12 protein-coding genes are annotated in these 13,217 nt (G+C 59.3%); 10 read left to right on the forward strand and 2 right to left on the reverse strand.

Annotated elements, in window-relative coordinates:
* Positions 1–74 precede the first annotated feature (74 nt).
* Positions 75–437: a hypothetical protein gene (locus EYW45_RS03195; RefSeq protein WP_161133942.1), complete on the reverse strand. Its 363-nt coding sequence runs from the start codon at positions 435–437 to the stop codon at positions 75–77.
* 439 nt (positions 438–876) lie between these two features.
* On the opposite strand from EYW45_RS03195, the gene EYW45_RS03200 reads away from it, so the two are divergent.
* The 5 genes from EYW45_RS03200 (at position 877) to EYW45_RS03220 (ending at position 6,119) form a co-directional block, all read left to right on the forward strand.
* The gene (locus EYW45_RS03200; RefSeq protein ID WP_161133943.1) at positions 877–1,227 is read left to right on the forward strand and encodes a hypothetical protein; all 351 of its coding nucleotides are present in this window, start codon (positions 877–879) and stop codon (positions 1,225–1,227) included.
* A gap of 804 nt (positions 1,228–2,031) precedes the next feature.
* Positions 2,032–3,024, forward strand: a complete 993-nt coding sequence (locus EYW45_RS03205) for a tripartite tricarboxylate transporter substrate-binding protein (protein ID WP_161133944.1) — start codon at positions 2,032–2,034, stop codon at positions 3,022–3,024.
* A gap of 185 nt (positions 3,025–3,209) precedes the next feature.
* The gene (locus tag EYW45_RS03210) at positions 3,210–4,307 is read left to right on the forward strand and encodes a branched-chain amino acid aminotransferase (RefSeq protein ID WP_161133945.1); all 1,098 of its coding nucleotides are present in this window, start codon (positions 3,210–3,212) and stop codon (positions 4,305–4,307) included.
* Between the two features lie 118 nt (positions 4,308–4,425).
* Positions 4,426–4,914 (forward strand): DUF2938 domain-containing protein, encoded by a 489-nt coding sequence (locus EYW45_RS03215; protein WP_161133946.1) that lies wholly within the window; start codon positions 4,426–4,428, stop codon positions 4,912–4,914.
* A gap of 221 nt (positions 4,915–5,135) precedes the next feature.
* The gene (locus tag EYW45_RS03220; protein WP_161133947.1) at positions 5,136–6,119 is read left to right on the forward strand and encodes an aldo/keto reductase; all 984 of its coding nucleotides are present in this window, start codon (positions 5,136–5,138) and stop codon (positions 6,117–6,119) included.
* Here the strand turns inward: EYW45_RS03220 and mnmE are convergent, their stop codons facing one another.
* Entirely contained in the window at positions 6,120–7,478 is a 1,359-nt protein-coding gene (gene mnmE / locus EYW45_RS03225) for a tRNA uridine-5-carboxymethylaminomethyl(34) synthesis GTPase MnmE (protein ID WP_161133948.1), read from the reverse strand.
* Positions 7,479–7,632: 154 nt separating this feature from the next.
* Between mnmE and EYW45_RS03230 the strand changes: the two genes are divergently transcribed.
* The 5 genes from EYW45_RS03230 to EYW45_RS03250 all read left to right on the forward strand — a co-directional run bounded on the left by EYW45_RS03230 (position 7,633) and on the right by EYW45_RS03250 (position 13,149).
* Positions 7,633–8,568, forward strand: a complete 936-nt coding sequence (locus EYW45_RS03230; RefSeq protein ID WP_161133949.1) for a TauD/TfdA dioxygenase family protein — start codon at positions 7,633–7,635, stop codon at positions 8,566–8,568.
* Positions 8,569–8,754: 186 nt separating this feature from the next.
* On the forward strand, positions 8,755–9,744 hold the full coding sequence (locus EYW45_RS03235; protein WP_161134562.1) for an ABC transporter substrate-binding protein: 990 nt from the start codon (positions 8,755–8,757) through the stop codon (positions 9,742–9,744).
* Positions 9,744–10,547, forward strand: coding sequence for an ABC transporter ATP-binding protein (locus EYW45_RS03240; protein WP_161133950.1), 804 nt, complete (start codon positions 9,744–9,746; stop codon positions 10,545–10,547). The genes EYW45_RS03235 and EYW45_RS03240 overlap by 1 nt, the downstream gene beginning before the upstream one ends.
* A gap of 13 nt (positions 10,548–10,560) precedes the next feature.
* On the forward strand, positions 10,561–11,433 hold the full coding sequence (locus EYW45_RS03245; RefSeq protein WP_161133951.1) for an ABC transporter permease: 873 nt from the start codon (positions 10,561–10,563) through the stop codon (positions 11,431–11,433).
* A 108-nt stretch (positions 11,434–11,541) separates the two neighbouring features.
* Positions 11,542–13,149 (forward strand): tetratricopeptide repeat protein, encoded by a 1,608-nt coding sequence (locus EYW45_RS03250; protein ID WP_161133952.1) that lies wholly within the window; start codon positions 11,542–11,544, stop codon positions 13,147–13,149.
* The last annotated feature ends 68 nt before the right edge of the window (positions 13,150–13,217 follow it).

The following is a 13,217-nucleotide window of genomic DNA, read 5'->3' on the forward strand; positions in this document are numbered from 1 at the left end:
TGATAGTCGTTTTTCAAGCGCGCTAAGCGCTTTTCGGCAGAAAACGAGGTTGTGGACATCTTTTCGGTCGCGATCTAGCGATGTGGAGACATGATTTTTGCCGCACGACGGAAGGCGAGTTGCATGGCGTTGCGCTGATACCTCAGCACCCAGACTCCCAAGCGATCCCGCTTCCGGTGCGCAGTCGAACATATGAGCCAGCGAACGATCCCATAGGCCCATTTTGCGGTGATCGCTGGCGCAGGTTGGCGTGACCTGCGCACGATTTGAGCAAAATCGGGCACATAGATTTTGTGAACTTCGATTTTCAGTGGCTGCAAGGTTCGATTGGGGTGCAACGTGTTGAAGCCCATGCCGTCAGGCGAGCGGGCTTCTTCTTCACGCGTGCTCTTTTCTTCATCTGGGCAGTGTTTGCTTGCTTGCCCAATGTCTCTCACCCCTCACTTCTCTGCTTCTTCTCTATTCTTTCTTTTCTATATATAAGATTGGTAATGACTAATAAGGGCTGTGGATAACTACCTCAACTTGAAATTTCTATTGGCAATCAAGGGCTTGCCTTGAACTTTCGCTGTGGATCAGAGGCTTGTGTTGCAGGGGATCAAGTTGAACAAGTTTTTCTATTGGGACGTATCCAACCCTTTGTTCGCCCTTGATCCACATGCTGTGCACAACCTGCCGCCTTAGACGTTATCCACAGGCGAAATCGTCGATCACAAGCTACCCGGTCGACACTTCGATGGACAAACTGGGCAAAAGGCGGGGTGCGGTAGGACATAGATCTCCTGATAGGCAATGCGCAACTGCTCTTTTTTGGTACTTATATTTCACGATGGCCTATGTACCGAGTTCAAAAGGGTTGCTTGCCCTCCAGGCGACATGCGTTTGCAGAGAAGATCGCCCATTGATCTCGCGCTAGCTGCCTTGAGGGCGCAGGAGGCGTCTCGCACGTGGGGCGGGCTGTGGATAAACAATTTGCCGGGACTATCCCTCAATGAACGCTCGCGAAAAAATCGACCATCGGAAAAACGATTGTTAAAAAATGATCAATTTTTGAGCAATTTAAAAATTGTTGTTTTGGAGGACTGGCGTTTTTCAGGTAATGCACGTGTGCATCGTGTGGGAGTAATTGCGAAGCCACGTGACCGAGCCATCCAGATCACCGAAAGCAATGAGGAGATGAGTGGGCTATCGGTTTTCGGCCTTGGCTGGCGGCGTGTTGCGCTCTGAGCGATCGACGATTTCCGCCCATTGGCATCTGATCTGCGGCTGATTGGCGAGTGGCGCAAAATATCCACAGCTCGGGCGTTTTCAGCCCTTGGGGATAACTAAGCCGAATTCAGTCGAGTCTGTGGATAAAAATATCCACGTCGAATAGATAACCGAAACAGCTACTTAAGCGATATGTCACAGTCGAAGTCGCGTTCATCTAGTGCGATAAGCACATTGGACGTGCCACTCGCATAAGCACCTCGCGACATTTTTCCAGCGCTTCTGCACACGTTATCCACAACGTTATCCTAATAGCGTCATTCGATCGCGGCAATTTGATCTCGGCAATCGGGATGGCGAAAATGTGGTGCGCTGTCTGATTACGATCCTAGGTTGCATGCACTGAACAACACGGTTTGCCAGCTCATTCGCCCGCGGGTTGCCAGCGAAGTCGCCCAAAGCGGCGAACAACGTTATCCACAATACCCAGGCATTCCGGTGCCTTAAGGTGTACGTGCGGCTTTGCTAGGTGCAGGGTCGGCGCATCGATTCCACCCATCTGCGCTAACGACATGACTAAAAAGCCGTCCCGCCACCAAGTACATCCGGGGTCATGATGATGCGACAGGCGGTGTCGTGGCGCAGGGTAAGGACTTTCCCCTAGTGCTCTGCAAACAAGTGGCGACTCGCCCTCTGGATGTGCGTCGGCACCGCACTGCGCCAAATACGGCCTTTGCGTTTTTGAAACACCCCAGCCCGGCAACCTGTGTACAAAGGTGATTGATGTGAACAACTAGGCGCACAGACGCCGGGAGACAACGTATGACCCGCACACCGTTCGTCGTAAAAATATTATCCACAGGTGCGGTTGCCGCAGTTGCGTTCGGGGCAAGTCTGACCGCTGCGATCGCAGCCGAATTTCCCACACGTCCTATTACGCTGGTCGTACCGTTCGCTGCCGGTGGGCCGACCGACATCGTGGCGCGATCTCTGGGGGCGTCCATGAGTAAAGACTTGGGCCAGACGATCGTTGTGGAAAACCGTCTGGGTGCCGGCGGAACGATTGCCGCGGGCTCGGTCGCGAAAGCCGCGCCGGATGGCTACACACTTTTGATTCATCACAACGGCATGGCGACGGCGCCGGCGCTGTATCCGGATCTGGCCTACAAGCCGTTGAGCGATTTCGAATACATCGGGCAAGTGGCCGATGTGCCGATGACGCTGTTGGGATCGAAGAATTTTCCGCCCAACACGACGGCCGAACTCGTGGCCTACGTCACAAAGAACGGTGAGAAGGTGAACCTGGCCAATGCCGGCCCGGGAGCAGTGTCGCAACTGTGCGGCGCCTTGTTCGAACAAGCCACCAAAACCAAGCTGATTGCCATCCCCTATCAGGGCACGGCGCCAGCCTTGAACGCGTTGCTGGGCAGCCAGGTCGATTTGCTGTGCGATCAAACCACGACGACACTGCCGCATATTGCCGCCAAAAGCGTCAAGCTGTATGGGGTGACGACGCCTGCGCGCATCAAGTCGCTGCCCGACGCGCCCACGTTGCAGGAGGGCGGCTTGAAGGGTTTCGACATGAAGGTGTGGCATGGCGTGTATGCGCCCAAGGGCACGCCGAAAGAAGTGACGGCGCGCATCACCCGTGCGTTGCAGGCGGCGTTGAAGGATCCCGAAGTGATCGCGCGGATGGATAAATTGGGCGTCGAAATCGTGCCTGTGGATAAGCAAACCCCAGCGGGTCTTCAAACCTGGTTGAAGTCGGAAAGCGATAAGTGGCAGCCTTTGCTGAAAAGTATTGCTGCGCAGTAGTCCGCGCCCGGGTCGGTGTTGATAGAATCTATTTCCATGATCTGTTGCCCGTCTGGGCCGCGGATCGCTTCTACCAGTCCATCGGCCACACTGCACGATCGTCGCGACAGTGGGTTGCCGTTTAACGGTCGGAAGGCGTGCTGCGACTTTGCCCGCTTACGGCCAAGTCTCTGTCGCACACACCAATGACTTCCGCCTGCTCTCTCGAATTTCGCTCTACCCCCTCCTCCAAAGCGCGCGTGCTCGCCGAACGCGAAGCCATCCTCGCCGACCCTGGTTTCGGCAAACACTTCACCGATCACATGATTTCGATCGACTGGACGATGGCTGAAGGCTGGCACAACGCCGAGGTCACGCCGTACGGTCCGTTGTTGCTCGATCCGGCTGCGTCGGTGTTGCACTACGCGCAGGAAATCTTCGAAGGATTGAAAGCGTTCCGTCACGCCGATGGTTCGATCTGGACGTTTCGTCCCGAGGCCAATGCCGCGCGCATGCAGCGATCGGCGCGTCGCCTCGCCCTTCCCGAACTGCCCGCCGACATTTTCGTCGAGTCGCTGCGCCAGCTCGTGCAGGCGGATGCCGATTGGGTGCCTACGGGGGGAGAAACCAGCCTGTATCTGCGTCCGTTCATGATCGCCAACGAGAGCTTCCTCGGCGTGCGCTCGGCACAGAAAGCGGCGTATTACGTGATCGCCAGCCCGGCAGGCCCTTACTTCGCCAAAGGCGTTGCGCCAGTGTCGATCTGGTTATCCACAGACTATGCCCGCGCTGCCAAGGGTGGTACGGGTGCGGCCAAATGCGGCGGCAATTACGCGGCGTCGTTGTTGCCGCAGCAAGAAGCCTACGAACATGGTTGCGCCCAGGTTTTGTTCCTGGATCCCAGCGAAGGCAAGTATCTGGAAGAGCTGGGCGGCATGAATGTGTTCATGGTCAAGCGCGACGGCACCGTGTTGACCCCGGCCTTGTCGGGCAGCATTCTTGAAGGTGTGACGCGCGACAGCATCATTCAACTGGCGCGCGATCGCGGTCACGCCGTGGAAGAACGCGCAATCAGCATCGACGAGTGGCGCGACGGCGTCACCTCGGGTGAGATCAGTGAGGTGTTTGCCTGCGGTACGGCCGCAGTCGTGACGCCGATCACGATGCTCAAGGGGAAGGATTTTGCAGTGGGCAATGAATCGGCACCCGCCGGCGAATTGACGATGGCCCTGCGCCGCGATCTGACGGACATTCAGTATGGCCGTCAGCCCGATCGTCACGGCTGGATGACCCAACTCGCGTAATGGGCTGATGCCTCACGTGTGGGGCGATGCCTGACGTGCCAATGCGCGCGCGTGCCGTTCTGCGGTTCGCGCGCGTTTGTTTTTGACCAAGATCACTTCACACCAGGATTGAATCATCATGCTCGAAGGGTTTGCGTACGCAGTCGTGCTGGGCATCGGGGCGACCGCCCTCCTGGATATCTGGGCGCAGGTGTTGAAAGCGGTACTGGGTTATCCGCCTCCCAACTGGGGCATGGTGGGACGCTGGTTTGCACATTTACCGCGCGGCACGTTCTTTCATCACGGCATTGGGCAATCGGCACCGGTGAATCGTGAACTGGCGATCGGCTGGACGATGCACTATGTGGTCGGCATCGTTTTCGCGGCAGCCTTGCTGCTGATCTGGGGTGTGGAATGGGTGCATGCTCCGCGCTTCATCCCGGCGTGGATCGTGGGCCTGGTCACGGTGGGCGCCGGCTGGTTTATCTTGCAGCCGGGGATGGGCGCGGGGGTGGCCGCGTCCAAGACGCCCAACCCAATCCGCGCTCGCGTGCTCAACATCGTGGGCCATACCGTGTTTGCCATCGGGCTGTACGGGACGGCGCTGTTGATCAGCGCGGTGCGCTAGGTTGAGCAATGACGTGAGCCTGGCGGTAAACGCCACACTTGGGCAAATTGCTTTGGCCGACCCCGCAGCCTATGGGTGTGTGTGCCAGCAATTCCTAACGCGCCAGCGCGCGGCATAGAATGAAGCGGTGCGTCTGAAGTGCGCTTCGGATGCGCTCCTGTCGCACAGACTTGAAGCATTACACCGCCTGCCTTTCCACTGACTCAAGTAAAGGACTGTTGATGAAATACGTGTCGTTGGGTAATACCGGCTTGAAGGTTTCCGAACTCACACTGGGATGCATGACGTATGGCATCCCGGATCGCGGCGCGCACGCATGGACGTTCGACGAGGAGAAGAGCCGGCCGTTGATCAAGCACGCGATCGAGTTGGGCTTCAATTTCTTCGACACTTCCAACAGTTACTCCGACGGCACGTCGGAAGAAATCACGGGCCGGGCGTTGCGCGACTTCGCCAAGCGCGACGAAGTAGTGATCGCGACCAAGGTGTACTTTCCATCGCGCAAAGCGCCAAACATCGGTGGTCTATCGCGCAAAGCGATATTCACCGAGATCGACAACAGCTTGCGTCGGCTGGGCACGGATTACGTCGATCTCTATCAGATCCATCGCTGGGATTACAAAACGCCGATCGAAGAAACCCTTGAAGCTTTGCATGACGTGGTGAAGGCAGGCAAGGCACGTTATATCGGCGCGTCGTCGATGTATGCGTGGCAATTTTCGAAAGCCTTGTACACCTCGGAGCGACATGGCTGGACACGCTTCAGCACCATGCAGAATCATCTGAATCTGCTCAACCGCGAAGAAGAGCGCGAGATGATGCCGCTATGCCGCGATCAGGGCATCGGCGTGCTGCCGTGGAGCCCGCTTGCGCGCGGGCGTTTGACGCGCGATTGGGACGTGACCACCGATCGGATGGAAACGGATGAGGTCGGCAAAGGCTTGTATCTGGCGCACACCGCCGAAAGCGATCGGCGCGTGGTGGAAGCCGTGGCGAAGGTCGCTGCGGCACGCGGTGTGCCGCGTGCGCAGGTCGCGTTGGCTTGGGTGAAGCAGGTGAAGGGTGTGACGGCGCCGATCATCGGCGCATCCAAAACGTCGCATCTGGATGACGCTGTGGCGGCACTGAGCCTGACGCTGAGCGATGACGATATCGCTACGCTTGAAGCGCCCTACGTGCCGCATGCCGTGTCGGGATTCTATTGATCACTTGCCGATGCAAAAATTCGAGAAGATCTCGCCTAGCAGATCGTCGCTGGTGAATTGACCCGTGATGCGCGTGAGGCTCAAGTGGGCCAATCGCAATTCTTCGGCAAAGAGATCGAGCACGCGGTCGTCATGCTCGGCATGCGACCGCGCCAGTTCCAGATGATCCGCGGCCGCTTGCAACGCCACCAGGTGCCGCTCGCGTGCCAGCCATGGCGATTCGGCACCCGGATTCCACCCCGCGATCGACAAGAGCCTGGCTTTCAACGCGACGAGCCCATCGCCGCGCTGTGCCGAAACGCCGATCTGGTTGTCTTGTGCGTCGAAGGCCACAGGCAATAGATCGATCTTGTTGAACACTTCCAGCATGGGTGTACCGGCCGGCAGTCGTGCGGCAATGGCCGTATCGAGCGCGTCTTCCGGCTGACGCGCATCCTGCAAATGCACGATCACATCGGCGCGTTCGATTTCGCGCCAGGTGCGTTCGATGCCGATGCTTTCCACGGTGTCGTCGGTGTCGCGCAATCCTGCGGTATCGACGATGTGCAAAGGCACGCCATCGAGATGAATGGCTTGCACGACTTTGTCGCGCGTGGTGCCGGCGATCGGCGTAACGATGGCGATATCTTCGCCAGCCAGCGCATTGAGCAGACTGGATTTGCCCACGTTGGGTTGCCCGGCCAGCACCACATGCAAGCCTTCGCGCAGGATGACGCCCTGACGGGCCTGCGCGATCATGGCATTCAAGTCTGACGCAAGCGTGTCGAGCAACGGCCGTGCTTGGTACTTCTCGAGAAACTCGATTTCTTCTTCGGGAAAATCCAGGGTGGCTTCGACGAGCATGCGCAAGTGCACGATGCGGTCGGCCAAGCCGTTCACGCGATCCGAGAACACCCCCGACAACGAGCGCATGGCACCGCGTGCGGCAGCCTCTGACGACGCTTCGATCAGATCGGCCACGCCTTCGGCCTGCGCCAGGTCGATGCGTTCGTTCAAGAACGCGCGTTGCGTGAATTCGCCCGGTTCCGCCAGGCGCATGCCGTCGGCGGTGCCGATGGCGAGGCAGCGATCGAGGATGCGCCGCAGTACCGCCGGCCCGCCATGCCCCTGAAGCTCGACCACGTCTTCGCCGGTGTAGGAATGGGGGGCGTTGAAGTAGAGCGCGATGCCTTCATCCAGCGTTTCGCCATCGGCGGCGCAAAACGGCAGATAGTGTGCATGGCGCGGGGTGAGCACGCGTCCGAACATCTCGAGCATCCAGCCTTTCAGATCCCGGCCCGACACGCGGACGACGCCGATGCCGCCGCGTCCCGGTGCGGTGGCAATCGCTGCAATGGTTATATCGATATAAGCGGACATGGGGGTTGGACGGTAGGCAAAGCGGAAATATAACGGGTGCGAGCGCTGCTAACGGCGCATATCACTTTTAGTTGTGAAGAAACGCCTAATTCGTCGTTTGAATAATCAGACGCGGTTTTCATAATGGGCTGGACTGTTCTCATTGGAGCATTACATGTCCGCCCAAGCCGTAGCCACTGAAGTATTGTCGTCGTCTTCCGTACTGCCGCCGTTTGCCGGAGCACATACCGCCGGCGGCCAGGATTTCGAGGTCATTCCGTTCAACGCCGGATTGGGCGCTGAAATCGTCGGCATCGATTTGGGCAAGCCGCTGTCGGTGGCGGATTTTGCGCGTGTGCATCGCGCGCACCTGGATCATCACGTGGTGGTGTTCCGCGACCAGCGCATCACGCCGCAACAGCACATCGATTTCAGCCGCCGCTTCGGCAAGCTGATGATTCATGTGCTGCATCAGTTTCACCTCGCCAATCATCCGGAAATTCTGATCGTCTCCAATATCGTGGAAGACGGAAAGCCGGTGGGTCTGGGCGATGCCGGCAAGTATTGGCACTCGGATATTTCGTACAAGCCGTTGCCCAGTCTGGGTTCGCTGTTGCATGCGCAAGAATTGCCGGCTGAGGGCGGCGATACGCTGTTTGCGAATATGCACACCGCGTATGAAACGTTGCCAGCCGAAATCAAGGCGGCGATCGACGGCAAGGTGGCGGTGCACTCGTACCTCGCGAAGTACGACGATATGAAGAAAGCCGCCAACTGGCGTCCCACGCTCAGTGCCGAGCAGTTGGCACAAGTGAAGGCGGTGTCGCATCCGGCAGTGCGCACGCATCCGGAAACGGGCCGCCGAGCCTTGTTCGTGAGCGAGGGTTTCACCACGCACATCGAGGGCTTGCCCGAAGACGAGAGTCGCGATCTGCTGAATCAGTTGTTCGCGCACAGCACCAAGGACGAGTTTATCTACCGTCATCAATGGCGCGAACACGATCTTGTGTTCTGGGATAACCGGTCGTTGATCCACTTGGCTGCGGGCTGTCCGACGCATCTGCGCCGCAAACTTTTCCGCACCACGATCGAAGGCGATTTGCCGTACTGATCGGCTTGCTCACGATGCCTGTGGATAACGCGACAACGATGTTGTGCGTGCCACGCTCTGAAAAATAATAGGTTTCCTGTGGACAACTCAGTTTCCTCTTTTTCGCCCGCTTCCGACGCGTCCGTTGTGTGGGGTCCGGCGCCGTCTGCACCGTCTGCATTTGTGCGTTACGTGACCAGTGTGGCGATGGCGGCCGTGCTCGTGGTGCTCGCCTTGGCGTCGCCCACCCCTGCGGTCGCTGCAGAAGGCCGCCTGCGTGTGGCCGAGCAGTTCGGCATCGTGTATCTGCTGTTGAACGTGGCGCGCGATCAGAAGCTGATCGAAAAGCACGGCAAAGAACTCGGCGTCGATATCGATGTGGAGTGGCTGCGACTGTCTGGGGGGGCGGCCGTCAATGACGCGTTGCTGACCGGTGCGGTGGACATCGCCGGTGCCGGCGTGGGTCCGCTCTTCACGATCTGGGACCGCACCAAGGGCCGTCAGAACGTGCGCGGCGTGGCATCGCTGGGTAACTTCCCGTATTACCTCGTGAGCAACAATCCCGACATCAAGACAATCGCCGATTTCACTGAAAAGGATCGCATCGCCGTACCGGCGGTGGGCGTTTCGGTGCAGTCGCGCGTGCTGCAATTGGCAGCGTCCAAGATTTGGGGTGATGCGCAATTCAATAAGCTCGACCCCATCACCGTGGCGTTGCCGCACCCGGACGCGGCGGCGGCGATTATTTCGGGTGGCACGGAGATCACGGGCCACTTCGGCAATCCGCCGTTCCAGGAGCAAGTGCTGGCCGGCAATCCGCGCGCGCACATCGTGCTGAATTCCTATGACGTGCTGGGTGGTCCAAGTTCGTCGACGGTATTGTTTGCCACCGAGAAATTCCGCAAGGAAAGCCCCAAGACGTACCAGGCATTTCTGCTGGCCTTGCAGGAGGCCGCCGATTTCGCCAGCAAGAATCCCGAGAAGGCGGCCGACACATATTTGCGCGTGACGGGCGCCAAGCAGGATCGCTCGCTGATCGTGAACGTGATCACCAACCCCGCCGTGCAGTTCAAGCTCAAGCCAGAAAACACCTTGTCGCTGGGGACGTTCATGCACAAAGTGGGCGCGATCAAGAACGAGCCCAAGAGCGTCAACGATTACTTCTTCGACGATCCCCTTACCGCGTCGGGCAGCTGATGGATAAACAGCCCGCGCCCCTGCTCGAAGTCGACCGCGTGTCGCTGGAGTACAAAACGCCGCAGCTTCGCGTGCGCGCCACGCACGACGTGAGTTTCGATGTGCTGCCCAATGACCGCTACATATTGCTGGGGCCTTCGGGCTGCGGCAAGTCGACGTTGTTGAAGGCCGTGGCGGGTTTCATTGCACCGTCCACCGGCACGATTCGCCTGGATGGCAAAACCGTGCGCGAGCCGGGCCCCGATCGCGTGGTGGTGTTTCAGGAGTTCGATCAGTTGCCGCCGTGGAAGACGGTGCTGGAAAACGTGGTGTTTCCGCTGGTCGCGTCCAAGACGCTCAAGCGCCGCGAAGCCACCGAACGTGCGCGGCACTATCTGGACAAGGTCGGGCTGTCGGCGTTTGTGGATGCCTATCCGCATACGCTCTCCGGCGGCATGAAGCAACGTGTGGCCATCGCCCGTGCGCTGGCCATGCAACCGCGCATTCTGCTCATGGACGAACCCTTTGCGGCCCTGGATGCCCTCACGCGGCGCAAGATGCAGGAAGAGCTGCTGGCGCTGTGGGACGACGTGGGCTTCACGCTGTTGTTCGTCACCCATTCGATCGACGAAGCGCTGATCGTGGGCAATCGCGTGCTGTTGCTTTCTCCCCATCCGGGACGTGTACGCGCCGAAATGAACGCGCACCAGTTCGGTATGCATAGCCAAGGCTCGGCGGCCTTTCAGAACGCCTCGCGCCGCATTCACGATTTGCTGTTTGAATCGCCCGACGCCATCGAACCCGATATTCGCGCCGTCGCCTGACCTGACGCTACCCATGACCACCCCTTCGACCTACATTCGGCCGGAACGCGATATCGCGCTGGCGCCATTGCCCGACACGTTCGAAGCCGCCGCACCCCTGCCCTGGCTCGAACGCGTGTGGCAGTACGAAGCGCTGCGCAAAACCTTCATCCTGATTGCGCTGGCTGCGATCTGGGAAGGCGCTGCCCGCTATACCGATAACGATCTGCTGCTTCCAGGATTTATCCAGACTGCGCAGGCGTTCTTCAACGGCATCGCCACCGGTGAGTTGTTGTCGCGCGCGGCAATGTCGCTGCAGGTGCTGCTCAAGGGCTACGTGGTGGGTATCGTGCTCGCGTTCACCCTCACCTCACTGGCCGTGTCCACGCGGCTGGGACGCGATCTGTTGTCGACGCTGACCTCGATGTTCAATCCCCTCCCCGCCATCGCGCTCTTGCCCTTGGCGTTGCTGTGGTTCGGTCTGGGTGAAGGGAGCTTGATTTTCGTGCTGATCCATTCGGTGCTGTGGGCGCTGGCTTTGAATACCTACAGCGGGTTCCTGTCGGTATCCGAAACGTTGCGGATGGCTGGCCGCAACTACGGACTGCGCGGCGTGCCCTACGTCTTTCAGATCCTCATTCCCGCGGCGTTGCCCGCCATCATGTCAGGTCTCAAGATCGGTTGGGCGTTTGCGTGGCGCACGCTGATCGCCGCCGAACTGGTGTTCGGTTCGGCCAGCGGCAAGGGCGGGCTTGGTTGGTACATCTATCAAAGCCGCAACGAGCTGTATACCGACAAGGCGTTTGCGGGTCTGGCAGCGGTGGTGATCATCGGGTTGCTGGTCGAGACGCTGGGCTTCAATACGCTCGAGCGCGTGACGGTGCGACGCTGGGGCATGCAGCGTTAAGGTCGTCGTCAGTCGTATGAAGACATTGCGAATCTTCAACGTGCTTGGCGTTTTGTAGAAAGCGATTGCCGTAAAAATGGAAGCTCTTCAGTTTCCTGGTGATTTGCGATGGCCGTCGCACCGCTCGAGTCGGCAATGGCGATGTTTCGTGCCGGCCGGTACGACGACGCCGAAGCCGTATTGCAACGTCTGGTGCAAGCTCCTGAGCTAGCTGGCGATGCGCTCGAAGGGCTCGGCTATATCGCCGCCAAACGTGGCGACTATCATCGCTCCGCTTTGCTCCTCGATCGCGCAGCGGCACTCAATCCTGATGCTGTCGAACTTTTGCTGTACACCGGGACCGTTCACGTGCGGGCCGGTCAGTTGCGTGCCGCGGAGAACTGGTTTCTGCAATGCCTGGCACGCCGACCGGGCTGGGTGCCGGCGCTGCTGAATCTTGTGGATGTTCACATTCGATTGCGTGACTACGCGGCGGCCCAAGCTCGCGTCAAGCAGGTGCAGTGCGCTCATCCCACGTTGGCGGCAGCGCACTATGCGCAGGGTCGCGTGTTGGGCGCCGAAGGCCGCTACACCGAAGAGATCGCCGCCTATCGCCGCGCCATCGCATTGAAGCCGGATTTTGTGGATGCGTATGTGAACGCCGGCGTCGCGTTGCGCGACCTGCGGCGCTTTGACGACGCGCTGACGATGTTCAAGAAAGCACTAGCCATCGATCCCGACCACGCAGGCGCACGCACCAATCGCGCGCAGACCAATCTGCAGCTTGGGCGCTACGAACATGGTTGGCGTGACTACGAATGGCGTTGGCGTGACGGCGGGCAGTTTCACGGCTTGAAGGGTACGGCATGGCGTGGTGACAAACCGATCGAGGGAAAGACGATACTGGTTCATGCAGAACAGGGATTGGGCGACATATTGCAGTTCGTGCGGTATGTGGCCTATTTCGAGGGTTTGGGTGCCAGGGTGATGTTGCGCGTGCCGGATTGCCTCGTTGCGCTGTTGGCTTGCCGGGGTGAGCCCAGCGAGGCCGATGCGCCCGCGGCGCCTTCAGGTGCTCGCGTTTTACCCGGCTGCGTGGCAGCGGTGGTAAACGAGGCGGCGCCGCTGCCGCCTTACGATGTTCACATACCGCTGCTCAGTCTGCCGCTCGCGTTTTTCAAGCGCGAGCGCAATGTGCCGGCCTGCGTGCCATATCTGCACGCAGAGGTGAGTCGAGTGGCGGTGTGGCGCGCACGCATTGATGCGTTGAACGCGCAACGGCGTCCTACCGTCGGATTGGTGTGGTCAGGCAGCCGCAAGCTCGAGGACGACAACCGATCGACGGCGCTTGCGCAATGGGCGCCGATCCTCGGCCTGCCGGTGCAGTTCGTGTCGTTGCAGAAAGAGGTTCCTGAGGCGGATATCAATTGCTTGGGTCAATTTTCAAATCTGGCCGACGTGTCAGGCGATCTACATGATTTTGCCGACACCGCTGCCGCCATGTGCTGCCTGGACCTGATCGTATCGATCGACACGAGCGTTGCGCATCTTGCGGGTGGCCTAGGGTTGCCCGTGTGGCTTGCCTTGGTGCATGCGGCCGATTGGCGCTGGCAGCTCGATCGCAGTGATTCGGACTGGTATCCGAGCATGACGCTCTATCGTCAGCCGGCAAGGAACGATTGGGACGGGGTCATCGCGCAGATCGCGGCTGCAATGGTGGCACGGTTTGCGCTGTGACACGATCGACGTCGCGGCATGAAAAAGGGCCGTGCAGCACTTGATGCCGCACGGCCCACGCTCAGTCT

Origin of the sequence: Schauerella aestuarii (genome assembly GCF_009866805.1) — a bacterium.
GTDB classification, from domain to species: Bacteria; Pseudomonadota; Gammaproteobacteria; order Burkholderiales; family Burkholderiaceae_B; genus Schauerella; species Schauerella aestuarii.